The sequence below is a fragment of the Aquidulcibacter sp. genome (assembly GCF_020253525.1).
Taxonomy (GTDB): Bacteria; Pseudomonadota; Alphaproteobacteria; order Caulobacterales; family Aquidulcibacteraceae; genus Aquidulcibacter.
The window spans coordinates 29,509-52,817 of sequence record NZ_JADCBK010000070.1 but is presented as its reverse complement, the minus strand read 5'-3'; the positions used below and the strand labels follow the sequence as shown (position 1 = coordinate 52,817).

Here is a 23,309-nt window from a genome sequence, read left to right as displayed (position 1 = left end):
TGTGCTCTTCCGATCTACAAAAGTTGCGCTTGTTGGCGCTTGCAGATGCGCAACCCTTGTTGCGCGCTCCGTCTTCCCCCCCCCACGATGTCATCCCCGCCGAAGCGTGAGCTGCGAGCGGGGACCTCGTGGGACTTTGCGGCAGGGGATCCCGGATCGGCTGCGCCGTCCGGGATGACAATTGACTTGATGACATCGTGGCGTGCTTCTACTGCCCCGGCGCGATCTTGATGACGTGTTCGGCCTCTTGCAAAACACGCGCACGGGTCCAGACGAAGGGCACGTAACGGCCGCTGGCCCACAGTGGGAAGAGGTCGCGATAGTGGGGGCTGGCAGGATCGCCCGATTGGCCGGGATTATTGATGACGACGCTATTATCCCAAGCCCCCACGTCCATCACCAAGCGCACCGAAGGGCCAGAGGCAAATTTATAGTCGCCAGTCCAGCTCGTCGCATTGGGGCTTGTGCCGCTGCCCCCGATGGGGAATGGGCCGACGCGGCGCTCTGCGTCGCGGCCGGGAATGGGCAAAGCGGGCCTAAAATCGGCGACATGCAAGCTTCCCCAGCGCCATTGGCGCGCATCTGCCCCCATCAGACGCTCGGCTTCAGCCCAAGCAAGGCCTAGCGACTCAAGCAGGATTTCGCCCCGCTTTTGGGCGGGGTTTGCGCCCAATAAGGATCCGGCCTCCAGCACGGGAATGACCGAGATTGCAGGCGGACGGCCAAATGTCGCGCGGGCAGCTTCAGGCACCACATGCTTCACCGCACTCTCGCCCACAAAGCGGCCCACCCAAATCTCAAACAAGGCCGCAGCGGCAGAGTCCGCCCCCATTGTGCCATCCCACCCGGCCAAGAGCGACAGGGCAGAGACTTCAGCTGGGCTTCGCCCTTTCAGGTCTTTCAGCAGCGCCACGGTCCGCCGCGCGAAGGGGGAGGTCACATCATTCTGAAGGGCCATGGCGTCGGTGAGGCCGAATTTTGGCTTGGACCGGATCACTTCATGGATGCGGGTCGCCCGGCTGGGGTCGGCCCATTCCAAAGCCAGAAAGTGGGGATAGCCCGCGGGCACATTCATCTCATTGGCGGTCGCAATGAAGCCCTCTTTCGGATTGTGCTGGACGGGCATGAGCTTGGGGTCGAGCAAGCCTGTCCAGCTGTAGTCATCGCCAGCCGGTACGGGCAACAGGCCATCGCCCGCCTTGCGCGTGGGCACAAAGCCACCCGGCGCCCAGCCGATTTCGCCCTTCTTGTCAGCATAGAGCAGATTGAGCGGCGGCGCGCCCCAATGGTTGCGGGCAACCAAAAACTCATCCCACGACTTTGCCTTAAAGGCCCAAGCCGCGTTGAAATAGGCAGAGCCCCCGGGCTGGCTCCAGGTCGTGCGCAAGGCAAAGCTGGCTTGGGTCGCGGGGTCTTCATAGAGGATTGGCCCATCGGCACTGAATTTCAGCACGACTTCTTGGCTGGCTTGGCCCTTGATTTCGATGGTCTCGCGGACTGTTTTTAAGGCGACTTTGGAATCGTTGACGACCAGATCTTGTTGGTCGATCGCAAAGATCGTCAAAGCCCAAGCAATCTCGCCATTATGGCCAAAGCTGATGCCGGGTAGGGCTGGTTCGCCTGCGCCCGCCAGTTTCAATTCGGGCGTATCAATGTGCGAGAGATAGCGCAGATTGGGGATGGATTGGGCGCGATGGGGGTCATTGGCCAGGATGGGCCTGCCGGTGGCGCTGCGCTCTGGGCCGATCACCCAATTGTTGGAGCCTTCTTGGCTTTCATGATCGCGACGGGCCATGACCAAGACTTTGCCGTCAAACTTCACGTCGCTGGTGCCGAGCGTGAAAGTGTCGAGGACCTTTTGGGGAATGCTGCAGGGGTCGAGGCCTTTCGGGATTTTGACGTCTGTGGCGGGCTCTAGCCTGCGCCGCAAAGGCTCTAGCTTCACATCCCCACCGCATAATGCGCGCGCACGGGCCACTTCCGAGGTGAGGTTTGAGGCTAAAGCATTCGAGCGAATGCGCACCACATCATCGGCCTGCCAGCGCTCTGGCCGTGTGCCGGTTGCGACAAACTCGATGGGAAGCTTTTGCTGCCCGCGCTCGGTCTCTGCGATATAGGCATTGATCCCTGCAACAAAGCCTTCGGTCCAATCCTTGGCGTCCGATGGATAGGCTTTCCATTCGGCGGCCATATCGCCGCGATAAAGGAGGAGGCGGGCCGCGCGGTCTTGTTCCACATAGCTTGGGCCAAAGCTGGCGGCGAGGCGGCCGAGGCCGCGCTTGCGCCACAAGTCGATCTGCCACAGCCGGTCGCGCGCCACGGCATAGCCCTGCAGGAAGAAGCCATCGCGCGCATTGGCCGCATAGATGTGGGGAATGCCCGCGCGGTCTATGATGATCTCACCCGATTGGGATAGGCCCGGTAAAGATCGCGCTTCTTGCGTTACGCTGGGCGGCAAGCTTTGCGCATGGGCTTGGCCTGCGGCCAGCAAGGTCAGTAAGATAGGCCGCATCATCCAAGGCTTCATGGCACGCTCTCCGTCTGCGCTAAACGGGCAGCCTAATCATGGTCCGGTGAAAAGACCATCCGCCATCGGCTCATTCAATTTGAAATCGCGCCAGACGATCTCATTCTGCTTCACCCCATTATAATAGAGGCGGATGCGGCCGGGCTGGACCCACGATAGGCCGGGCTTTTGATAGAAATCGGAATAGATGCGCTCATGCCAGCCGCGTGGCGTGGCAAAGCCGACCGACAGGATCGCATAATCGGCCCGCGAAATGCCAAACAAGGTCTTGGCCCCAGTGGGGTCTGTGACTTCGATCCGATAGACGGGCTGGCCATCAACCAGATCATCGGGCTGACGGGCAAGGGTAAAGCCCGGGTCCAGGGCAAAGCGGATGACGCCAAAGCCAAAATTTTCCGCCCATTGCTTATCTGCCGCCGACGGGGGCAAAACCCCGTCTGGGCCATAGGTTCGCGCGCCATCAAAGGCCAGGAATGTCACGATCTTGCCGCCCCGACGGCTCTCAATCCGCACTTTACCATCGGCATTATGGGCTTGGGGTTTGAACTCGGGATAGACGCGCCACATCTTGTGGCTTTCATTAATCAAGGGTGTGCCGTCTGGGGCATAAAAGGTGCCATAGCCTTCCAGATAGAGGGTCGTGGGGCGACGCCAGCTTTCCCCGCCCGCTTGGGCTGTTGCGCGTTCAACGATGGTCCGCGCACTTAAGGCCGGGTTCTCCATCCGCGCGCCAATCAAGGGCTGGTCCGGCCCCGGCGGGGGTAAGCCTTTTGCCCAAGCCGATCCAGCAGCGATAAGGGCGATCGTAAAGGCTGCCAGCGCGCGCATCAGGCCACCTCCACCACTTGCACATCGGCCTCTGAAATGGCTTGGCGTGCCGCTTTCAGGGGCTGATACTCAGGGCTATTCCAAAAGGCCTCAATGGCGGCTTTGTTCGGCCATTCCGACACAACAACCGATAGGCCATTGGCACGCGGGCCTTCAAAGCTCTCACACCCCGGCCCGCGGACGAGATATTTGCCGCCAAAGCGGGCAATCAGGGCTGCCGTGGGCTTGCCATAGACTTCCAAAAACCGCTCGCGATCGTGAACCCGCACGGTGACAATCATATAGGCTGGCATGGTCCGTCCTCGACTCTTGGTTTGCTTGCTTCCATAATTTCAGCAAAAGATATATCCATTGCTTTATAGGGAGGAAGCAAGTGAAACTTTTGCGCGCTGCCACATTAAACGTCCGTGATCTGAAACGGTCTGAGGCCTTGTACCGTGACTGGCTGTTTTATCGCACGGTCGAAAGCGGTGTCTTAGCGCGCGACCTTGCCTGTTCGTGGGGCGCACCCGAGAGTGCGGGCCTGCCCTATGTGGTGATGCAGCCCGAAAGTGGGGCTGAGATTTATCTGCGCCTGATCGAGGATCAGCCCCATCCCGACTATGAGGCCCTTAAAACCTATGGCTGGGCGGCCATTGAAATCTGCGTCGAGGACGTTTTGAAAGTGAATGAGCGGATGCTGCAAAGCCCGTTCAAAATCATAGGTCCGCCGCGTGAATTGGATGGCATGCCAGCCATTTATCCGATGCAAGTTCAAGGCCCGGATGATGAGATCGTCTATCTCACGCAAATTCGCGACGATCTGCCCATGTATGATCTGCCGCGTGCCACCAGCTTGATTGACCGCCAATTCATCCATGTCTGCGCGGTCTCTGACCTTCAAGGCGCGCTGAACTGGTGTCAGAATGTGCTGGGCTTAAGCTTTGGTCGGGATATGGACATTGTCTACACCATGCTGGCCAATGCCTTTGGTGTGCCCTATGAGCAGAAATTCACCATCGCAACCCTAACCCATGCCCGCGATGTCTTCTTTGAGTTTGACCAATTGCCACCAGCCGCAGGGCCGCGCCCGGGCTGGAAAGGCCGATTGCCACAGGGGGTTAGTCTTTCGACCATTGTGCTGCCAGACTTCCATGAGCGGGTACGCGAACATGCCAAATGGCTGATTACGCCCCCGACCGTGCATCAGGGCGAGATTTATCAAGGCAAGCGGGCGGCCACCCTGCGCGGCCCTGATGGCATTTTGTTTGAAGTGGTGGAGCTATGAAGCAGGTCGTCCTGAAGCACGCCCTGACGGCACGGCCCTGCGCCCATGATTTTGCGGTGGTGGAGATGGATCCCCCCGTCTGTCCAGAAGGCGGCGTTTTGGGGCGCGTTGTTCATCTCTCGCTTGATCCCTATGTCGGCTCGCGCCTGCGCGGCAAGCATATGGGCGAACCGGCCCCACGGCCGGGTATCGACCCGATCCCGGGCGCCGCAGTCTGTCAGGTCGTGGAAAGTAAGGCTGCAGGAATCAAGGCTGGGGATTGGGTGCATGCCATGGAAGTGGGCTGGCGGGAAATGGCCGATCTCGGCCCCGGCAGCTTTCGCCTGCTCAACTCAAAAGCCGCCCCCTTGGCGGCCCATGCGGGTGTTCTGGGCATGCCGGGCCTGACGGCTTGGGCGGGCATGACGCAATTAGCCAAAGTGGGCCCGGGCGACGTGGTGCTGGTCGATGCTGCGGCAGGCCCAGTCGGTGGCACGGTCGGCCAGATTGCGCGCATCAAAGGGGCAAAGCGGGTTGTCGGTATTGCCGGTGGCGCCGAAAAATGTGCTTTGGTGACAGAGACCTACGGCTTTGACGCCTGTATCGATTACAAAAGCGATGGCTGGGAGCAGGCGCTGACAGAAGCCTTACCAGAGGCCCCGACCGTCTATTTCGAAAATGTCTCCACCGACATGGCGTCTAAAGCGCTGATGCGCTTGGCGCTTTATGGGCGGATGGTCTTATGCGGGCTTGTCGATCAATATCATGCAGACCAACCCCCGCCCGGCCTGAATGCGGGGCTGATTGTGGGCAAGCGGGCGCAAGTCATGGGCCTTGTCGTCTATGATTTCTATCCTTTGTGGGATGCCTTTGTGAAAGAGGCAAGCGCATGGATCCAAGCAGGCAGCCTCATCTATCATGAGGACCGCGTGACCGGCCTAGACCAAGCCCCAGCCCTGTTTGAGCGGCTCATGCAGGGCCAAAACATTGGCAAAGCCGTGGTCGGCGTTGCGCCCGAATAGCAGCCAAGGTGCGCGCTTTTGTCACTTGTGCGAAAGGATATATCATTTAAGCTGAGGCTAAACCATAAAGGGGAGGCCAAGGGGAAACATGGTCATCAATGAAGTCGATGTCGTTCGCTGGCTGCACATATTGGCCATGGTCTATTGGTTGGGTGGCGAGTGGGGGGTGTTCCAAACTTCCTACCATGTGACCAATCGCGACCTCAGCTTGGACGAGCGTCGCCGCCATATGGAGACCGCCTATCGCATCGATATTTTGGCGCGCACGGGCATTATTCTCCTGTTGCCGCTTGGGCTGCACATGGGCCATCTCTATGGGTTTGTGCCCTTCTTGGATGGGATTGGCTTGGGCATTATGTGGGCCTTGGCATTGACTTGGTTGGCGCTGTGTTGGGCAGCCTTCATCAAGCGCGAGACCGATGCCGGTATCGCCCTGACCAAGCTCGATGAGAAAGTTCGCTTTGCCCTCATCCCCGCTCTCTTCGCGGTGTCGATTCTTGCCTTTTTAGGCCATGGCCCTCTGGCAATTGAGACGGGCTCTTACTGGTATCCCGCCAAAATGTTCACCTATTCGCTGATGCTGGTGTTTGGCTTGGGCCTACGCTTTATCATGCGGGAATGGACGACTTTGTTTCGCGTGCTCGCCGAAGGGCCGAATCAGGCCGCCCAAACCCAGTTGGAAATCTCCATCGGGCGTGGCCGGATGATTGCCTATTGCTATTGGATCGGGATCGCCACCACCGCCTTTTTTGGCGCGGTTAAACCGTTTTAGCCGAGGGCCTGAAACGTCAAACGCCCGACCATGAAGGCCGGGCGTTCAGACGATCAGCGCAGGGCACGCCGGGTCTGCGCCGGGGAGAAAGCCGGCGATGGTCTTGCGGTCGCGGACTGAAAGCGGGGGGACGACGCCAGTCCGGATGACCTGCATCCATGAGTTGCAAGATAGACACATTCCAAAACAAAAGCAAGATTAAAAGTATTTAATTGTTGCGTGTGACGCAATTGTCACAATTCCGCGAGCTTTAGTTTTTGGGATCATATTTGCGCGTGGGGCCTGGGGTGGCAAACAGGCTCTGATTGATCGCAGCCCCGGTGGACGCTTCCACCAAGCGCACGCGCGTGACGCGGCCTTGACGGTCCGCAATCGCCCATTCGCGCAATTGCTTGGCGGTGTCGTCATAAATGATGGTCAATTCGCCATCGGCTTGCCGGGCCTTATCGCGCACGGCCATGATGGTCATGCCGCCACGTTTTTCCACCCCCGTCACCAGCACGTCCTTTTCCAAGCTCACATTGGCTTTAAGCAGGAAATACAAGGGGGTTTTGCGCAAGGGATAGCGGTCGGTTGTGCGCAAGCGCCTGTCTTGCAAACTAACGGTGGCGCCATCGGAAATCAGCAAGAGCGGTGAGGGCGCATCATATTCAAACCGCACTCTACCGGGCCGCTGCAGCCAAAAACGCCCGCCGACCGTGCTGCCATCGGGATTGGTCTGCAGGAACCGGCCCTGAATTCGGGTGATGGCATTGATCGACTGGGTCAGCGAGGCAATCGCAGCACTACGCTGGGCACCGGATAAGGCTTGTGCTTGGCCAATGCCCGGCATCAGGCCAACAAGTCCTGCGAGGAGGAGGTGACGTCTGTTCATGGCTAAGCTCTAGCTTTCCGATACGGCGATTTTGCGGCCAAGTGGAAGACGTGACTGCGGTTGGGATGGCCCCAAGCCTCACCCATGATCCGGCAGCAGAATTTCGCGTTTGCCGGCATGGTTGGGGGGGCTGATCATGCCTTCTTGCTCCATGCGTTCAATCAAGCTTGCCGCGCGATTATAGCCCAAGGATAGGCGACGCTGGAGGTAGGAGGTCGAGGCCTTGCGGTCGCGCGCCACAATGGCAACCGCGCGGTCAAACAAATCATTGCCAGAACCTGCCATACCATCGAGATCAGCCCCATCGGCATAGGGATTGTCGTCGTCTGCATCGGCGGTGATTTCGTCGAAATACTCCGGCGCGCCTTGCGCTTTCAGGCTGGCAACAATTTCTTCCACTTCCTTGTCGGCAACAAAGGGGCCGTGCAGGCGGCGCATTTTCCCGCCCTGCGCCATATAGAGCAGATCGCCTTGGCCGAGGAGTTGTTCGGCACCCTGTTCACCCAGAATGGTGCGGCTGTCGATTTTCGACGTCACCGAATAGGAGATACGGGTTGGGAAGTTGGCTTTGATCGTGCCGGTGATGACATCGACCGACGGGCGCTGGGTTGCCATGATCAAGTGGATACCGGCGGCCCGGGCCATTTGTGCCAAGCGCTGCACCGCGCCTTCAATATCCTTGCCCGCCACCAACATCAGATCGGCCATTTCGTCGATCACCACGACGATATAGGGCATGTGATCTAACTCAAACGTCTCGGTCTCATAGATGGGTTTCCCAGTCTCGCGGTCCCAGCCGGTCTGCATGGTGCGCGAGAAGGTCTCATTCTTGGCTTGGGCTTCAGCGGCGCGCTGGTTATAGCCACCAATATTGCGCACCCCGATCTTGCTCATTTTCCGATAGCGATCTTCCATCTCGCGCACCGCCCATTTGAGGGCGGCGACAGCCTTTTTCGGGTCGGTCACAACCGGGGCGAGCAAATGGGGAATACCGTCATAGACCGACAATTCCAGCATTTTGGGGTCGATCATGATGAAACGGCATTGCTGCGGCGTCATCTTATAGAGAAGCGACAGGATCATCGCATTAATACCAACCGACTTACCTGAGCCGGTGGTCCCTGCGATCAATAAGTGCGGCATGCGGGCAAGGTCTGCGACCGAGGGCTCCCCGCCAATGGTTTCGCCCAAGGCCAGCGGCAATTCTTGGCGACCGCTTTCATAATCTTGGGTCGACAACAGATCGCGCAGATAGACGGTTTCACGCCGGGCATTTGGGAGTTCGATCCCGATCGCATTGCGGCCAGGGACGACCGCAATCCGGCAGGCCTGCACCGACATGGAACGCGCGACATCATCCGCCAGACCAATCACGCGGGCCGATTTGACCCCCGCAGCGGGCTCGAGCTCATAGAGGGTGACAACTGGACCCGGGCGGACGTTGAGGATTTCGCCCTTAACGCCAAAGTCGCTCAAAACGGTCATCAGCAGGCGGGCATTTTGTTTAAGCCCAGCCTCATCATGATGGGCTACGCGTGGCTTTGGCTTGGCCAAAAGGTCGAGGCGCGGCAATTCAAAGTCTGGCCCTGCCGGATACATGGGCAGAACGCCTTGTGCCTCGCGGCCTGCACGTTCGGACTGGCGGGGGGCTTTGGGCCGCTCAATAGGAATATCGCCAGCGGGATAGCCGGGCGCTTCATAGGTGGTGGTGTGAACCTCGGGCTCCCGCCAGACATCGCGCGCGACACCGGCTTTGGCGTCTGTTGGGGCAAAGCGGGCGGCAATTGAGGCCACATCATGGGGGTCGATGTCACGTGTCGCGACAGGGCGCTCAGACTTTTTGCGGGCAGTGCTGGTGCTTTTGCGGGCCGGAGCTTTGGTGCCACCAAAGCGCGCCATCACATCATCGGCGGCAACCCGCAGGCTGGCCCAGCCATAGGTCGCCGCATCAATTGCAGCATCAAGGTCGCTGCGCTTTAATTGCATCGCTACCGCCCCGCATGCCAGCGCAATCGCAAAGGCGATGACGGCGCCAAAGCCTTCGCCACTTTGTGCCCCGGCAAAGGGCATGGCAAGGACGTGCAAGATGGCGTCACCAATCAAGCCGCCAAGCCCGGTTCGCATCGGCCAAGATGGCGCATGGGGCAGGCCCGAAACAGCGGCCGCAAACATCACAACGCCAAGGGCGGCCAGCCAAGCGCGCAGGCGCAAGCGGGGAACCCCACCTGGTCCGTGCAAGAGCGCGAGGAAGCAAAAGCCAATCAGGGCCAAGAGGGCTGGGATAATACCAATGCCCAGGATTTGCAGCACAAAGTCGGCCAATGCCGCGCCGGGCTCACCCAACCAATTGGTTGTTTTCTCGCCGCCCGCGACATTCCAACTGGGGTCTTGGGCGTTGAATGTTAGGGTTGCAAGGCTGATGGCCGATCCTGCCACAATGCCAGCGCCTAACAGCGCGTCACGCGTGACGCGCTGACGCCAATGCAACCCATCCATCTTTGACCGTGTGCGCGCACCCATGTCACAATCCCATAAGCCAATAGCAAAGGGCCCAAGGGGGCCCCATTGTCCTAAGGGATACAAAGGGTTTGCGTGGTTATCACCGAGTTAAATTAACTCTTTTTTTCTGAAATTAGGGGCCGTAAGTCTCAGTTCGCCGCACAGGCATCCATAAAGCTGGCCAATTCCACGTCCAAATTCGTCACCCCATCGGCATCATGGGTTGCCAGAAGGACATGGACCTTCGCATAGACATTGAACCATTCGGGGTGATGGTCCATCTGCTCGGCCTTTAGGGCCACGCGTGTCATCCAGCCAAAGGCCTGTTTGAAATCGGCGAAATGATAGGTTTTTTCGATCGCGGCGCGCCCGGCAACCTCTTGCCAGCCTGAAAGGGTGGCGATGGCTTCTGCCGGGGTGAATTTCGTCAAATCGCGTGCCATGTCGTCCTCATCTAGCTGCTACCTACAAAAAACCCCTCCCAATCTGGGAGGGGTTTGATGGGGTTAGGCCGGGGAGGGTTCAGGGCCGGTGGAGGTTGTCCCCCCGCTTTTCTTGCCAATGGTTGGCAAGGCAGAAGAAGGCCCGGCCGGTGGCCGTGTCACGGCGTCATCGCGCTTGATGGAGCCACCTTCGAGCAAGATCTTGATCTCCTCGCCCGACAGGGTTTCATATTCCAACAAGCCTTGCGCCAAGATTTCCAGATCGGCGCGGCGCTCTGTCAAAATGCGGGTTGCTTCGGCATTGCCCCACTCGACCAAGCGGCGAACCTCTTTGTCGATGGTTTGGGCAGTCGCTTCCGACACATTCTGGGTGCGCGAGACCGAATGGCCCAAGAAGACTTCTTCTTGGTTCTCGCCATAGGCAACCGTGCCCAATTCGTCAGAGAAGCCCCAACGTGTGACCATGGCGCGCGCCAAGCGGGTGGCTTGTTCGATGTCTGACGACGCACCAGAGGTGATGGCGTCCTTCCCGAACACCAATTCCTCGGCCACGCGGCCACCCATCATCACGGCCAAGCGGCTCATCATTTGGCGGTAGCTAAAGGACAATTTGTCCCGCTCTGGCAATTGCATCACCATGCCCAAGGCGCGGCCACGTGGAATGATGGTGGCCTTATGGACGGGGTCGGTATGGGGGACGGTCAAAGCCACCAAAGCATGCCCACCTTCATGATAGGCCGTCAGGCTCTTTTCTTCGGTCGTCATCGCCATGGTCTTGCGCTCAACGCCCATCAGGATTTTGTCCTTGGCGTCTTCGAACTCTTGCATGGTGACCAAGCGGCGGCCACGACGGGCAGCCAACAGGGCCGCTTCATTGACGAGGTTCATCAAGTCTGCGCCCGAGAAGCCAGGGCAACCACGGGCAATGGTCTTAGCATCCACATCAGACGCCAGCGGCACATTGCGCATATGGACTTTCAGAACCTTCTCGCGGCCTGAAATATCGGGCAGACCAACGGTGACTTGGCGGTCAAAACGGCCGGGGCGCAGCAGCGCTGGGTCCAACACGTCTGGGCGGTTGGTTGCCGCGATGATGATGATGCCTTCATTGGCTTCAAAACCATCCATCTCGACCAGAAGCTGGTTCAAGGTCTGCTCACGCTCGTCATTACCGCCGCCGAGACCGGCCCCGCGATGACGGCCGACCGCATCAATTTCGTCGATGAAGATGATGCAGGGCGCATTCTTCTTGGCTTGCTCAAACATGTCGCGCACGCGGCTTGCACCAACGCCCACAAACATTTCAACAAAGTCAGAGCCCGAGATGGTGAAGAAGGGCACATTGGCTTCGCCCGCAACCGCACGCGCGGTCAGGGTCTTACCCGTGCCTGGCGGGCCAACCAGCAGCGCACCTTTGGGGATTTTGCCGCCCAAGCGTTGAAACTTCGACGGATCCTTCAAGAAGTCCACGACTTCCTGCAATTCCTCGCGCGCTTCATCAATGCCAGCGACATCGTCAAAGGTCACTTTGTTCTTGTTTTCGGTCAGAAGCTTTGCCTTGGACTTGCCAAAGCCCATAGCCCCGCCCTTACCACCGCCGCCCGACATTTGGCGCATCAGGAAGAACCACAGGCCGACCATGATCAGCAAAGGCAACAAGTTCGCGATCAACGCGCTCAAGAATGGCGTGCGGGGCACAGATTCTGCGCGAATTTCGACATTGGCCTTCTCAAGGCGTGCAACAAAATCCGTCGCTTGAGCGGGAACCATGGCAACGAAAGGCTTATCATCCTGCAGACGACCACGGGCTTGGTCGCCAACAATGGTGACTTCCTTCACCCGCCCATTGTCCACTTCGTCCAACAGAGCAGAATAGGCCATCGTCGTCATCGAGGCAGAAGGGGAAGGACGGTTCATTAAGGTGAACACTGTCACCAGTGCCAAGGCCAAAAATCCCCAGATTGCAAGATCGCGCAGCTTCATCGTTATCTCTTTCTGAAATCACCGCCCCCGATGGGGGGTGATCAACTACCCAGCACCTTATTTCAGCGCGGGTGAGTCTAACATAGTCGTTCAATCCAATGATGTAAGCCCGTCTTCTGCGCGAATCCAATTTAATTGGGTTACAAATTCGTGTGGTTGGCGTGAAACGGCAAAAAGACGCGCCCATAGGCCCTGGGATGAGGGGCTTTTGGCGGGGTTCTGGTCGCGACGGACCGGGGCCAGTTTGGCGTGAAGATACGCCCCCCGCTGCACGAATAAGACACCGCCCAGCGTTCGTGCCCGCTGTGGATTAGCCGCAAGCGCGCTCCATAAACGCTTGAGTTTGTCGGCCTCTGGCGGGCGATCAACTGGGGTAAGGCTATAGATCAACCAGCCCAAGGCCCGCTCTGCGATCACGGCCTCTGCATCCCAAAAACCTGCCGCTTCCAGCTGCCAGCCTGCGGCAGAGTTGGACAAATTGCAGCGCGCAAGAAGCGCTCGGCTTGCTTGCTCCTGAAGCGTGCGCAGCGCGTCGGCTGTGGCCGCAAGGCGGATAATTCGGTCTAGATTGACCCCCTTTTCGGCCATGGCTCGAACCAGTTTCCGGGTCCGAATGCGGGCAAAGTCCAGATTCTGATTGCTCTCATCTTCCAGCCAGTCTTGCCTCTTACGGCGAAGCCACTGGCGTAAATCGGCCCGTTTCAGCCCCAAAAGCGGCCTTCCAAGCAAATTTGGGGCTTCAGGGGCAGCGCCGGGGTTTATCGCCAGCTCTGCCATGCCGGCCAAACCATCCAACCCGGTTTGCCGGGCAAGCCGCCAACACAGGGTCTCCACTTGGTCGTCCCACGTATGGCCAACCAAGATCACTTTTGCCCCGAGACGGGCGGCAACTTTGGCCAAAGCTTCATAACGGGCATGGCGCGCCCATTCTTGTAGACCGCCTGTGGCAGGCCTCTGAGCCAGACGGATCACCTCACCCGTGAGGCCTAGCGCCTCAGCCCATTGGATGGCTTGGGCGGCGTCTGCGGCCGAACTGGGCCGCAATCCATGGTCGATCGAGACCGCGTGCACAGCCCCATTGCGGGCCTTCGCCCACTGGCTGGCAAAGTGGCATAAGGCCATGCTGTCGCCGCCGCCCGACAGGGCAATCAGGAAAGGGCTGCCGAAATCTAGGTGCCAATCATCCAGTTTGCGGAAGAGGGCGGGTAAGGCTTGGTCGATGGGGCAAGAAGGGCCCGTTTCCACGCCTTTGGCCGCTAGGTGGTCGGGCATGGCGACCGCGCCACTTCGGCATCTGCCCGCGCTTTCAAAGTTGGGTCTGGACTTGGCGTACGGCGTCTAAACTCCGCCAGCGCTTGGCAGCGCATTTTCGAATTGCCCAATTGGCCAAAAGCGCCTGCTAACCGAACCAGCGATTCTGAAGCCCGCCGCCCCTGCGGTGCCGCATCCAAATAGCTTAAATAGGCTTCTGCTGCCGGTCCCCATGCCGACTGGACGAAACGGGCTTCTCCCAAAAGCCAGCGGCCTTCAATGCCTTCAGGCGCGGTTGGAAATGTGCTGACCAGCGTGTTCAGATTGGTTTCTGCCGTCTGATAATCGCCGCGCTGTAACGCCAATTGGGCGGCATTGAACAAAGCTTCGGCACTGGGCGGTGGGGCAGGCTCTGCGGTCAGGGCTGGTGCTTCGGCTGGCGCAGGGGCGCTGGTCTCAACCGTCGCAGGCTCTGCTGTCGCCAGCGCCATTTTTGAGGCACGCTCGGCTTCAAGTTCACGCACCAATTGGGCGTGGCTTTCGCGCTGCTTGGCCAGTTCCGCTTCGAGAACTTCAATCCGGCCCGTCAATTCGGCGGCTTGGCGCTCAACCTGTTCAAGGCGGATAATCAAGCGCGCTGAGATTGGTTCGGCTGAAACGGGCGGGATCACAACCGGGGTAGGCCCGTTTGGCTTGGCCACAGGCGGCGGGTTTGCACCGCGCGCCTGCGCCCAAACGGGTTCAGCCATCACCATCACGCCCGCCCCAACCATCCATAGGCTTAGGCATACCCCAGTCGACACGCGGGGCTTTGCCGCCTTGCGTGAGGGTTTTGCCATCTGGCGCTTGATCGAAGGGGCGAGGTGAAATCTAGCCATGATTAATCCAGCAGCATCGTATGCGCGTTCCGGTTGACGGCCCAGCCTTCTGGATTTGGACGATCATCAATCGGGCGTTCCTTGCCGTAAGAGACGGTTTCAATCCGGTCTGGGCTGATGCCAAGGCTGGTTAGGAAGTCGCGCGCTGCGCTGGCCCGGCGGGCGCCCAAGGCCAAGTTATATTCGCGCGTGCCGCGCTCGTCGCAATTGCCGGCGATCAAAACGCGCTTGCCGGGATTGGCTCTGATCCAAGCAGCTTGGCGCGTCAGGATAGAGCGGGCCTCGTCTGTCAGGTCAAAGCGGTCGGTCTCGAAAAAGACCCGCTCGCCCGCTTCGGCAATGGAGGCAAACGGAGACAGGTTTTCGCCCGCGTTCATGGCATCTGACTGGCCCGCGTCGGGCGCAGGGGCAGCTGGAGCCAAGGGGGCTGACGCAACACCGCTGCTAGCGGCAGGTGCGGTTGGTGCGACCGTTGGTGCTGCTTCAGCATTGGCTGCCGCCACGGGTGCGACGGTTTCTGGCACGACTGGCTGGGCCGGTTTGGTGCTGGCGCAAGCTACTAAAGCAATGCTGGAGACAAGCATGAAGGAGAGCGAGCGAATCTTTGCACCGGAGACTTGCGGGATCAGGCTTTTCGAAGGGGTCATAACAGGCTCCTGGGATGAAGGATGGTCAAAGGCTAGGGTCTAAAGTGACAGGGGAAGGAACTAAGGAAGGATCGCAGACCAGCCCGGATCTGAACCGGGACCGGACCAAGGGGACTTGCGAAGATTGGTGCCAGAGACATCAACAGTCCATAGGCTGGGCGATTGGCCCGGACCACCTTCGCGTTGGAACATGATAACGCGGCCATTGGGAGACCAAGTTGGCCCCTCAACCAGATAGGCCTCCGCCAAAATTTTCAAATTGGAGCCATCGGCCGCCATCACGCCAATCTGGAATTGCCCACCTAATTGGCGGGTGAAGGCAATCAAATCGCCCTTGGGTGACCAGACGGCGGTAGAATAACGGCCTTCGCCAAAGGTCAGGCGGCGCACGCCCGACCCATCGGCATTCATGGCATAGATTTGGGTGCTGCCGCCGCGGTCTGAGGTAAAGACAATCCGATCCCCATTGGGCGACATGTCGGGCGAAGTGTCGATCGCGGGATTGCGGGTCAATTGTGTCAGTTTGCCCGTGCGGAGACTTTTGATGAACACATCTACATCGCCATCGCGATCTGCGCTGAAAATGATCGACTGGCCGTCGGGGGTAAAGCGCGGCGCAAACGCCATATTGCCAGGAATGGCCACCGCTTCCTTGCGCCCGGTCTCAATATCAACGACCCAGATTTTGATGCCGCGATCTGTCAAAGCCGAATAGACGATCTGTTGGCCTTGCGCATTAAAGCGCGGGTTCAACACTTGCTCAGTACCATCGGTCAAATAGCTTGGGTTAGCCCCGTCTTGATCCATCACGGCCAATCGCTTGACCCGATTGGTGCGGCTGCCGCTTTCGGCAACAAAGACGATGCGGCTATCAAAATAGCCAGCCTCCCCGGTCAGTCTCCGGTAAATGGCATCGGAGACTTTATGGGCAATGCGCCGCCAATTTTCATCGGTTGTCGAAAACTCAAGGCCCAGCATCTGGCTCTCGCCATAGACGTCCCACAAGCGAAATTCGACGCGCAGTCGGCCGGCATTCACGCCACCACGCCCCACCACCAGCGCTTCGGTTTTAATCACACGCCAATCGGCAAAGCGCGGCGCAACATTCACATCCATATCGCGCTGCAAGAAGGAGTCGGGGTTTTGGACTTGGAACAGGCCGGAACGGGCCAAATTATCGCGCACCGCATTGGCGATAGAGCTGCCATGCGGGCCAGAAAAATCAGAGATGGCAATCGGCATGGGCCGCCGATGGCCCTCGGTCACGCTCACATTCAGTTGCGCAAAGGCCGGCGTCAGGCAGGCGAGGGCCAGCACAATACCCGTCACCAGCGCACGGACCGCGCGGCTCAGGGGCAGGAAGGAGAGGAAGTGTGATGTCATTACCGGTTTCTTGACCCTAGAAGATGAATATTTTGCGGCAAGGAAAAACAATTTTTCGTTATAGACAGCTTTCGGTTAAGGCCGATCAGACTTGCGGGGATCAAAGTCAAAATTGACCAAGCGCCATTGTTCATAACGATTGGCAGGCAAGGAAAATGGCGCGCATTGCCGGACGGCGCGCAGCGCATCTTCAATCGCCAGTAACAGCTTGTTGTCAGCACCTGCCTTACTGGATGGACGGATTAGCTTTGGATCACGTGCCAGCGATCCATCAGGCCTTAATTCGATTTGTAGCGTGACCACCAAGCGGGGTGAATTTTCAGCCGGTAAGCGCCAACATTCATAAATCTGCGCGCGAAGGGCGGATTCAAGATCGCCCGCCAGCTGGGTGCCGCCCCCGGCGCGCCCTTGCTTGGCCGATTGGCCCGCTGCGGCAAGTTTGGGCGCTCTGCGCCCACCAGAATCAGCCCCACTTGCCGCCGCACTGGCGGCGGCAAAGTCAAAAGCCGGTTCGGGTCTGGCCGATGGTGTGGTCTTGGCTTTGCTGGGTAGGCTGGGTGCGGGTTGGTTTGGCGATGTCTTGGGTGTGCTGGCCTTGGTTGGTGCAGGCGGGGGTGTGGCCGCTTTTTGGGCAGGCGCTTGAGAAGGCTTGGGCGGGGGTGCCTTTTGCACAGGCTGTGGCGCGGGCGCAGCTGGCGGGGCAGGGGTTTCCAGGGGGGTAGGCTCTGGGGTGGGGGCCGCATCCGATACCGGGGCTTCTGCAACCGTCAACGGGCTATTTTCTTCCCCAGTTCGCACCGTTTCTGCCGCCGTTTCAGGGCCAATGGCGCTGGGTGTATCGGCGACAATGGCAACCGGGATGACATCTTCGGGCGTGAAGGCAGGTGGGTTCTGCCACACGACCAGACCCAGCGCGATAATGCCTGCATGCACAAGGGCTGACACAGCAACACCCGGCCCAAAGAAACCAGGCTCTTGCCACTTCACACTGGCATATGGGGGGTCACTGGCGCGCATGCGCTCGGGGCCTATCCTATTGCTCGACCGTGTCGGTCACCAAGCCTAGATTGCGATAGCCCGCAGAATTCACCCGGGCCATAACTTGCATCACAATCCCATACGGGGCTTTCTCGGCAGCGCGAATAAAGATTCTGCGATCATAGCCTTCACCCGCCAGCGCCGTCAGACGCGGCAATAATTGGTCATAGGCTACCACTTCATTCTGCAAATAGACCTGACCATTGGCGAGGATGGTGACTGTCAGCGGCTCTTGCTCTGTCGGCAGGCTCTTGGCCTCTGTTTTGGGCAGATCTACCGGCACACCCACCGTCAATAAAGGGGCTGCCACCATGAAGATGATCAACAACACCAACATCACGTCCACAAAGGGCGTCACGTTGATATCGCCCATAAAGCGTCGACCCCGTCGGCCACGTCGCCCGCCGCCGCGCCGTGCTCCTAAACCGGCCGCCATCTTAGTTCGGGTCCTGCAAGCGGCGGGAAACCCGCGCGATCACATCATCGCTCAGCGCGTCCAGACGGGTGGCAAAGCGGTCTAAACTGCCTGCCAGCCAATTGTAGAAAATCACCGCCGGGATCGCAGCCAAAAGGCCAAGGGCGGTGGCAAACAAAGCTTCTGCAATACCAGGCGCGACCACTGCCAGATTGGTATCGCGCGATTGGGCGATGCCACGGAAGGCATTCATAATGCCCCACACCGTACCAAATAGTCCGATGAAAGGGGCTGAAGACCCAATGGTCGCCAGGATGGCAAGGCCGCGTTCGGCACGCGCCATTTCCCGCGCGGTGGCTGCTTGCATCACCCGTTCCATGCGCTCAATCGCCCGGCCTAAGCCAACTTCGGTTTGGTTGGGAATGCGGCGCGCAAGGCGGGCCTCGGCCATACCCACAGCAACCACCCGGGCCATGGCATCACCGGGCTTAGTGCTTTCTTCAATCGCATCAATGCCACGACCTTCTGCCAAAGCGGCTTCCACAATACGCGCACCGGCTTCCAGCTTGCGGATTTGCAACCATTTGTCGATCGCGACCGCCCATGACCAGACCGAAGCCAAGGCCAAGCCAATCATGACGGACTTGACGATCCAATCGGCTTTGAGGAACAAATCGAGGAAGGAAAAGCTTGTTACTGTTGCTACCGCGTCCATACACGCCTCACTAATGGGTTCATGGGTCAGCTCTGCTCGCGCGAACAGAATTTAGGAACGAGACTATCAGAATCGACACCTAGTAAAGGAATACGGCTTCAGTGCGGCGATAAAGTTAATATCTGATGAGAAAGCGGCAAAAAGCGGTCGGGTGAAGCCAGTTGGCACAGCCGCCACGCTTCAGATCGGTTTGGCAGTTTGAAACCGCCCTTTGTCTTGACTTTATCCTCACAAACCCGTATCCGCGCCCCTCTTCTGGCTAGTCTGATCCTATCCCGGTCCATGATGATGTGGGCTGTGGGTTCAAGACAAGGCAGAAATCACGAATTCGCCGATGAGCACTCTTATTCGAGGGTGACAAGGCTTTAACAAGAGAGAAATCGCCATGTCGCGCCGTTGCGAATTGACTGGAACCGGACCAATGGTTGGCCATATCGTCAGCCACTCCAACATTAAGACCAAGCGTCGCTATTTGCCAAACCTGCAAGACGTCACCTTGGCGTCGGACGCTTTGGGTCGCGCGTTCAAATTGCGCATCACCATGGCAGCCTTGCGCTCCGTTGATCACAATGGTGGCCTCGATGGCTATATTGTGAAGATCGACGAGACCAAGATGTCGGACCGCGCACGCAAGATCCGCCGCGACATCAAGGCAAAGCTGGCTGAGCAAGCGGCTGCCTAATTCTGGTTTTGGGCCGTGGACGTCCACAGCCCAAGCCCAACAGGCTTAAAAGCGCGACCTTTCGGGGTCGCGTTTTTCGTTTGAGCCACGCTGCGCGACAGACTTCTGTGCCGCGCGTGTGTGTCCATCCCTCGACCGACCCTCCCATGTCATGCTAACCGCCGCGGTCTCATGCGCCTGACCCAAGATCGTCTCTTTCGTGTTCTCGACCGCTTTGACGAGATCGACGCCCGTTTGTCTGTTTGTTCAGACGGGGGCGAGATCATGCGTCTGTCTAAAGAGCGCTCCAGCCTCGCCCCAGTAGCTGATGCGATCCGCTCCCTGGAAAAGGCGCGCGCTGAGCGGGCAGAACTGGAACAAATGATCCTTGATCTGCCCAGCAATGATGAGATGGCGCAGATGGCCCAGGCCGAACTCGAAATCCTGCGCGAGTCCATCCCGACCATGGAGCAAGAGTTACAAATCCTGCTCTTGCCCAAGGATGCCGATGACGAAGCCGATGTGATCTTGGAAGTGCGCGCGGGGACCGGGGGCGATGAAGCCGCTCTCTTCGCAGGCGATCTTTTTCGCATGTATCAGCGCTATGCCGCCACGCGCGGCTGGCGGGTTGAAGTGGAAAGCGTGTCAGACGGGGAAATGGGCGGCTATAAGGAAATCATCGCCTCCGTATCTGGCGAAGGGGCCTTTGGCCGTTTGAAGTTTGAAAGCGGTGTGCACCGGGTCCAGCGCGTCCCCGTCACCGAAGCAGGCGGGCGTATCCATACCTCGGCTGCCACCGTCGCCGTTCTGCCCGCGCGGGAAGATGTGGAGATTGAAATCCACGAAAAAGACATTCGCATCGACACCTATCGCTCGTCAGGCGCTGGGGGTCAGCACGTCAATAAGACGGACTCGGCGGTCCGCCTAACCCACATCCCCAGCGGCATTGTGGTGACCTCGTCGGAAAAGTCCCAGCACCAAAACCGCGCCAATGCGATGCGGACCTTGAAGGCCCGTCTTTATGAGCAACAGCGCGCAGCCCTTGCGGCCGAGCGTTCTGCCAGCCGCCAATCTCAAGTCGGCTCTGGTGATCGGTCGGAACGCATCCGCACCTATAATTTCCCGCAAGGCCGCGTCACCGATCACCGCATCAATCTAACGCTCTATAAGCTCGACACCTTGTTGGAAGGCAGCGGCTTGGACGAAATGATCGAAGCGCTCATCGCTGATGACACCGCCCGCCGCTTGGCAGAAGCCGACGACTAATTGCCTGCATATTTGATGGAGCAGCCATAAGCTGCGGTTGCGCGGATTGCGGGGGGCTGTTTGTTTTTGACGGCTGTGATCGCCTCGCGCACATAATTGCGGGGCACAGCCCCTGCGGGCAGAACCGCGCGGGGTTGGTCGTCAATCGCCCCGGCATAGGCGATATGGCCCGTCTCATCGATCACAAACATATGCGGGGTTGTCCGTGCACCAAAGGCGCGGCCAACAACCCCGGTTGGGTCCAGCACTTTGGCGGTGGGTTTAGCTCCTTTTTCGGCGGTGAAATAATCGGCACCCCGCCCATCCTGATAGCCCTGCTTGCCCGGGGCAGAGGAAAAGATCGTCAACCACACAACGCCCTCTTTCAGCGCTGCGGCTTGGACCGCTTGCATCGACCCACTGTTATAGTGCCGGGCAACATAGGGGCATTCAAAATTGGTCCATTCCAGAACGACAATTTTGCCGCGATAGGCGCTTAAGTTAAACTTGCGCCCAGTGGTGTCCTGCATGGAAATACTGGGGGCCATGGCACCGGGGACCGGCGGGACGCCCTTGGTTTTGGGGTGGGAATTGGGCTCTGTCGGGGAAAACATGCCGCCTGCGCGACTATCGATAAGGGTGAAGCTTGCCAAAGCCAGTGCAGCTGCCAGCCAAACAAATCTCATCGGCTTTCCTCCTAATTCAGGGCGGCTTTGACCATGTCTGCGCTCAAAAGTTGCGGCAGGATTTGTGGTTCGGCCACACCGGGCTTATAGACCAGATACAGGGGTACACCCACGCGCCCGTGGCTTGCCAGCGCTTGGGCAATCACATCATCGCGACTGGTCCAGTCGGCCACCAAATAGACCGCCTTCTTACCATTGAGGGCTTCGCGCACCTCAGGATCGGCAAAGACGGTGACTTCATTGACCTTACAGGTCACGCACCAGTCAGCGGTGAAATTGACGAAAACGGTCTTGCCCTCTTGTTGTAGGGCCTCGACGCGGGCAGGGGTCCAAGGCTCGCCGCCAAAGCTTGTGGCAGCGGCATCGGCGGCTTTTGCCGGGGCTTGGGTAACATAGGCCCCGGCCCCAACTAGGCCTGCCGTGAGGATCATTAAGGCAAGGGCTCGCCCCGCTTTGCCCTGCCAAGTCCGCCAAATCCACACCGCAAGCCCTGCCAATAAAACGCCACCTAGGGCCGCCAATACGCCTGCTTGGCCAACTTGGGCGCTGCTGACCCAGATCAACCAAATGGCCGTGGCAAACATGGGGAAGGACAAAGCTTCGCGTAGGCGGCTCATCCATGGCCCGGGGCGGGGCAAAGCGCGCATGAGGCCCGGCATAAAGGTCAGCGCCACAAAGGGTGCGGCAAAGCCCACGCCCAAGGCTGCAAAGACGCTCAAGGCCCCAAGCGCGGGCTGGGTTGCGGCAAAGCCCAAGGCCACACCCATGAAAGGGGCGGTACAGGGGGCGGCAACCACAACAGCCAAGACGCCGGTAAAGAACGACCCTGCATGCCCGCTTTTGCCCGCAAGGCCTGCGCCCGCGCCCTGCAGCGAGGTGCCAATTTCATAAAAGCCCAACAGATTAAAGCCGATCAACACCATCAAGACCGCAAGGCCAACGATGATGGCAGGCGATTGTAATTGAAAGCCCCAGCCAATGGCCAAGCCAGCGGCTTTCAGCCCGATCAACAGACCCGCCAACCCAAGGAAGCAAGCCAGCACCCCAAACCCGTACCACAAGCCGTGGGTGCGGGCTTCGGCCTTATCGCCGTGAGAAGCCTCTAACAAGCCCAAGGCCTTCATGGACAGGATCGGGAAAACACATGGCATCAGGTTTAGGATCAAGCCGCCCAAAAAGGCGAAGACCAGCGCCTGCAAAAGACCAACCGTGCTGCTGCCGTCTGCGGCCTTGCCTGGAACCGCCGCCATGGGGGCAGCGGCGATCAAATCGGCGCTGAGGCTATAGGCTTTGGCGCTTGCGCCTTCGCCAAGCACCAACACACCCTCAAACGGGCCAACAAAGGGCTCTGGCAGCGACTTGGACTTCACCAGATTGAGGCCAAAGCCATCCTTGCCGCGCACAAATTCTTGCGGTGCCGCAAAATCAACCAAAGCACCGATCTTAAGCTCATAGGGGAAGAAATAGGCTTTACCCGCGGCAGGCACGCCCGTGACCACCAATTGCAGGCCACCCGCGCCCAGATCAGTTAGATGTGCCTTTCCGGGCAAGGGCTTGGGCAGGCCCGATAGGGCAGATTGGATCGCCGCCGCATCGCCACCATCGCGCTTTGAGGCTTCTACGGGTAAGGTCAGCGCCACGCTGCCTTCGCCTGGAATACAGACGTCTGCGCATTCAAGCCAGGTGGCATCGACCTTCAGCGAGAGGCTCGTACCCGGTTTGGCCGAAGCAGGAATTTGCACTTCAACCGGCAAAACAACCGAATTGGAAAAGCCATAATTGACCAAGGGGCCAAAGGGGATGGCGGTAGGGGCTGGCCATTTGATCTCGCCCGCCTTCACCCCGTCTGGCAAAGTCCAGGCCAGATAAGTTGGCTCTCCAGAATCCCCCGGATTGCGCCAATAAGTATGCCAGTCGGGCGCGATCTTCTGCCGGATGGCGAGGTGAAAGACATCGCCGGGCTGAACTGCTGCCCGCTCACTAATCAGCGTGATCTCGACATTTTGCGAGCTGGCGCTGATCCCAATCGGCGTGGAGACCGCAGCGGGCACTTGCGCATGTGCCAAGCTAACCCAACAGAGCAAGAGCCAGAGTGCCAAGAGGGCGCGTTTCATACAGACAGTCCTTTTCCAGCCTTACTTAGCGTCCTTCGAACTTCTGGCCAATGGCGCGGGTCTGGGTCGCGCAGAAAAACAC

21 protein-coding genes are annotated in these 23,309 nt (G+C 59.0%); 5 read left to right on the top strand and 16 right to left on the bottom strand.

Features of this window, described 5'->3' with window-relative positions; genetic code table 11:
• Positions 1–208 precede the first annotated feature (208 nt).
• From IOB61_RS09600 to IOB61_RS09590, 3 genes are read right to left on the bottom strand one after another with little or no spacing between them, the layout of a single operon-like run.
• On the bottom strand, positions 209–2,527 hold the full coding sequence (locus IOB61_RS09600; RefSeq protein WP_290815660.1) for a penicillin acylase family protein: 2,319 nt from the start codon (positions 2,525–2,527) through the stop codon (positions 209–211).
• 36 nt (positions 2,528–2,563) lie between these two features.
• On the bottom strand, positions 2,564–3,355 hold the full coding sequence (locus tag IOB61_RS09595; protein WP_290815657.1) for a hypothetical protein: 792 nt from the start codon (positions 3,353–3,355) through the stop codon (positions 2,564–2,566).
• Positions 3,355–3,648: a DUF1330 domain-containing protein gene (locus IOB61_RS09590; protein WP_290815654.1), complete on the bottom strand. Its 294-nt coding sequence runs from the start codon at positions 3,646–3,648 to the stop codon at positions 3,355–3,357. Before IOB61_RS09590 ends, IOB61_RS09595 begins: the two co-directional genes overlap by 1 nt.
• A gap of 80 nt (positions 3,649–3,728) precedes the next feature.
• Between IOB61_RS09590 and IOB61_RS09585 the strand changes: the two genes are divergently transcribed.
• The 3 genes from IOB61_RS09585 to IOB61_RS09575 all read left to right on the top strand — a co-directional run bounded on the left by IOB61_RS09585 (position 3,729) and on the right by IOB61_RS09575 (position 6,395).
• Positions 3,729–4,622: a hypothetical protein gene (locus IOB61_RS09585; RefSeq protein WP_290815651.1), complete on the top strand. Its 894-nt coding sequence runs from the start codon at positions 3,729–3,731 to the stop codon at positions 4,620–4,622.
• Complete coding sequence (locus IOB61_RS09580; protein WP_290815648.1) at positions 4,619–5,623, top strand: NADP-dependent oxidoreductase; 1,005 nt, start codon at positions 4,619–4,621, stop codon at positions 5,621–5,623. Before IOB61_RS09585 ends, IOB61_RS09580 begins: the two co-directional genes overlap by 4 nt.
• Before the next feature lie 88 nt (positions 5,624–5,711).
• Complete coding sequence (locus tag IOB61_RS09575; RefSeq protein WP_290815645.1) at positions 5,712–6,395, top strand: hypothetical protein; 684 nt, start codon at positions 5,712–5,714, stop codon at positions 6,393–6,395.
• A gap of 250 nt (positions 6,396–6,645) precedes the next feature.
• Here the strand turns inward: IOB61_RS09575 and IOB61_RS09570 are convergent, their stop codons facing one another.
• From IOB61_RS09570 to IOB61_RS09520, 11 genes are all read right to left on the bottom strand, one after another.
• The gene (locus IOB61_RS09570) at positions 6,646–7,269 is read right to left on the bottom strand and encodes an outer-membrane lipoprotein carrier protein LolA (RefSeq protein ID WP_290815643.1); all 624 of its coding nucleotides are present in this window, start codon (positions 7,267–7,269) and stop codon (positions 6,646–6,648) included.
• 78 nt (positions 7,270–7,347) lie between these two features.
• A complete protein-coding gene (locus IOB61_RS09565) occupies positions 7,348–9,789 on the bottom strand; it encodes a DNA translocase FtsK 4TM domain-containing protein (RefSeq protein ID WP_290815639.1) in 2,442 nt (813 codons plus the stop codon).
• A gap of 128 nt (positions 9,790–9,917) precedes the next feature.
• Positions 9,918–10,211 (bottom strand): 4a-hydroxytetrahydrobiopterin dehydratase, encoded by a 294-nt coding sequence (locus IOB61_RS09560; RefSeq protein WP_290815636.1) that lies wholly within the window; start codon positions 10,209–10,211, stop codon positions 9,918–9,920.
• A 63-nt stretch (positions 10,212–10,274) separates the two neighbouring features.
• Positions 10,275–12,194, bottom strand: coding sequence for an ATP-dependent zinc metalloprotease FtsH (gene ftsH / locus IOB61_RS09555; RefSeq protein WP_290815633.1), 1,920 nt, complete (start codon positions 12,192–12,194; stop codon positions 10,275–10,277).
• A 90-nt stretch (positions 12,195–12,284) separates the two neighbouring features.
• Positions 12,285–13,466: a tRNA lysidine(34) synthetase TilS gene (gene tilS / locus IOB61_RS09550; RefSeq protein WP_290815630.1), complete on the bottom strand. Its 1,182-nt coding sequence runs from the start codon at positions 13,464–13,466 to the stop codon at positions 12,285–12,287.
• Positions 13,451–14,323 (bottom strand): tetratricopeptide repeat protein, encoded by an 873-nt coding sequence (locus tag IOB61_RS09545; RefSeq protein WP_290815627.1) that lies wholly within the window; start codon positions 14,321–14,323, stop codon positions 13,451–13,453. The genes tilS and IOB61_RS09545 overlap by 16 nt, the downstream gene beginning before the upstream one ends.
• Positions 14,324–14,325: 2 nt before the next feature.
• Positions 14,326–14,970, bottom strand: a complete 645-nt coding sequence (locus tag IOB61_RS09540) for an OmpA family protein (RefSeq protein ID WP_290815624.1) — start codon at positions 14,968–14,970, stop codon at positions 14,326–14,328.
• A 60-nt stretch (positions 14,971–15,030) separates the two neighbouring features.
• The gene (gene tolB / locus IOB61_RS09535; RefSeq protein ID WP_290815621.1) at positions 15,031–16,353 is read right to left on the bottom strand and encodes a Tol-Pal system beta propeller repeat protein TolB; all 1,323 of its coding nucleotides are present in this window, start codon (positions 16,351–16,353) and stop codon (positions 15,031–15,033) included.
• Positions 16,354–16,428: 75 nt separating this feature from the next.
• Positions 16,429–17,370, bottom strand: coding sequence for a TonB C-terminal domain-containing protein (locus tag IOB61_RS09530; protein ID WP_290815617.1), 942 nt, complete (start codon positions 17,368–17,370; stop codon positions 16,429–16,431).
• Positions 17,371–17,386: 16 nt separating this feature from the next.
• On the bottom strand, positions 17,387–17,827 hold the full coding sequence (locus IOB61_RS09525; RefSeq protein WP_085341175.1) for an ExbD/TolR family protein: 441 nt from the start codon (positions 17,825–17,827) through the stop codon (positions 17,387–17,389).
• A gap of 1 nt (position 17,828) precedes the next feature.
• Complete coding sequence (locus tag IOB61_RS09520) at positions 17,829–18,521, bottom strand: MotA/TolQ/ExbB proton channel family protein (protein ID WP_290815613.1); 693 nt, start codon at positions 18,519–18,521, stop codon at positions 17,829–17,831.
• Between the two features lie 385 nt (positions 18,522–18,906).
• On the opposite strand from IOB61_RS09520, the gene rpmB reads away from it, so the two are divergent.
• Together rpmB and prfA are read left to right on the top strand one after the other, a co-directional pair.
• Positions 18,907–19,203: a 50S ribosomal protein L28 gene (rpmB, locus tag IOB61_RS09515; RefSeq protein WP_085341173.1), complete on the top strand. Its 297-nt coding sequence runs from the start codon at positions 18,907–18,909 to the stop codon at positions 19,201–19,203.
• Positions 19,204–19,374: 171 nt separating this feature from the next.
• Complete coding sequence (gene prfA, locus IOB61_RS09510; RefSeq protein ID WP_290815608.1) at positions 19,375–20,448, top strand: peptide chain release factor 1; 1,074 nt, start codon at positions 19,375–19,377, stop codon at positions 20,446–20,448.
• Here prfA and IOB61_RS09505 read toward each other — a convergent pair.
• Together IOB61_RS09505 and IOB61_RS09500 are read right to left on the bottom strand one after the other, a co-directional pair.
• Positions 20,445–21,113: a redoxin domain-containing protein gene (locus IOB61_RS09505; protein WP_290815605.1), complete on the bottom strand. Its 669-nt coding sequence runs from the start codon at positions 21,111–21,113 to the stop codon at positions 20,445–20,447. The genes prfA and IOB61_RS09505 overlap by 4 nt on opposite strands.
• A gap of 11 nt (positions 21,114–21,124) precedes the next feature.
• Entirely contained in the window at positions 21,125–23,227 is a 2,103-nt protein-coding gene (locus IOB61_RS09500; protein WP_290815602.1) for a protein-disulfide reductase DsbD, read from the bottom strand.
• Positions 23,228–23,309: the final 82 nt, after the last annotated feature.

Excerpts from the sequence above, each read along its gene's own strand:
- IOB61_RS09600 (WP_290815660.1), bottom strand. The coding sequence starts at position 2,527 with ATGAAGCCTTGGATGATGCGGCCTATCTTACTGACCTTGCTGGCCGCA.
- IOB61_RS09595 (WP_290815657.1), bottom strand. The coding sequence starts at position 3,355 with ATGCGCGCGCTGGCAGCCTTTACGATCGCCCTTATCGCTGCTGGATCG.
- IOB61_RS09590 (WP_290815654.1), bottom strand. The coding sequence starts at position 3,648 with ATGCCAGCCTATATGATTGTCACCGTGCGGGTTCACGATCGCGAGCGG.
- IOB61_RS09580 (WP_290815648.1), top strand. The coding sequence starts at position 4,619 with ATGAAGCAGGTCGTCCTGAAGCACGCCCTGACGGCACGGCCCTGCGCC.
- IOB61_RS09575 (WP_290815645.1), top strand. The coding sequence starts at position 5,712 with ATGGTCATCAATGAAGTCGATGTCGTTCGCTGGCTGCACATATTGGCC.
- IOB61_RS09570 (WP_290815643.1), bottom strand. The coding sequence starts at position 7,269 with ATGAACAGACGTCACCTCCTCCTCGCAGGACTTGTTGGCCTGATGCCG.
- IOB61_RS09565 (WP_290815639.1), bottom strand. The coding sequence starts at position 9,789 with ATGGGTGCGCGCACACGGTCAAAGATGGATGGGTTGCATTGGCGTCAG.
- IOB61_RS09560 (WP_290815636.1), bottom strand. The coding sequence starts at position 10,211 with ATGGCACGCGATTTGACGAAATTCACCCCGGCAGAAGCCATCGCCACC.
- ftsH (WP_290815633.1), bottom strand. The coding sequence starts at position 12,194 with ATGAAGCTGCGCGATCTTGCAATCTGGGGATTTTTGGCCTTGGCACTG.
- tilS (WP_290815630.1), bottom strand. The coding sequence starts at position 13,466 with ATGCCCGACCACCTAGCGGCCAAAGGCGTGGAAACGGGCCCTTCTTGC.
- IOB61_RS09545 (WP_290815627.1), bottom strand. The coding sequence starts at position 14,323 with ATGGCTAGATTTCACCTCGCCCCTTCGATCAAGCGCCAGATGGCAAAA.
- IOB61_RS09540 (WP_290815624.1), bottom strand. The coding sequence starts at position 14,970 with ATGACCCCTTCGAAAAGCCTGATCCCGCAAGTCTCCGGTGCAAAGATT.
- tolB (WP_290815621.1), bottom strand. The coding sequence starts at position 16,353 with ATGACATCACACTTCCTCTCCTTCCTGCCCCTGAGCCGCGCGGTCCGT.
- IOB61_RS09530 (WP_290815617.1), bottom strand. The coding sequence starts at position 17,370 with ATGCGCGCCAGTGACCCCCCATATGCCAGTGTGAAGTGGCAAGAGCCT.
- IOB61_RS09525 (WP_085341175.1), bottom strand. The coding sequence starts at position 17,827 with ATGGCGGCCGGTTTAGGAGCACGGCGCGGCGGCGGGCGACGTGGCCGA.
- IOB61_RS09520 (WP_290815613.1), bottom strand. The coding sequence starts at position 18,521 with ATGGACGCGGTAGCAACAGTAACAAGCTTTTCCTTCCTCGATTTGTTC.
- rpmB (WP_085341173.1), top strand. The coding sequence starts at position 18,907 with ATGTCGCGCCGTTGCGAATTGACTGGAACCGGACCAATGGTTGGCCAT.
- prfA (WP_290815608.1), top strand. The coding sequence starts at position 19,375 with ATGCGCCTGACCCAAGATCGTCTCTTTCGTGTTCTCGACCGCTTTGAC.
- IOB61_RS09505 (WP_290815605.1), bottom strand. The coding sequence starts at position 21,113 with ATGAGATTTGTTTGGCTGGCAGCTGCACTGGCTTTGGCAAGCTTCACC.
- IOB61_RS09500 (WP_290815602.1), bottom strand. The coding sequence starts at position 23,227 with ATGAAACGCGCCCTCTTGGCACTCTGGCTCTTGCTCTGTTGGGTTAGC.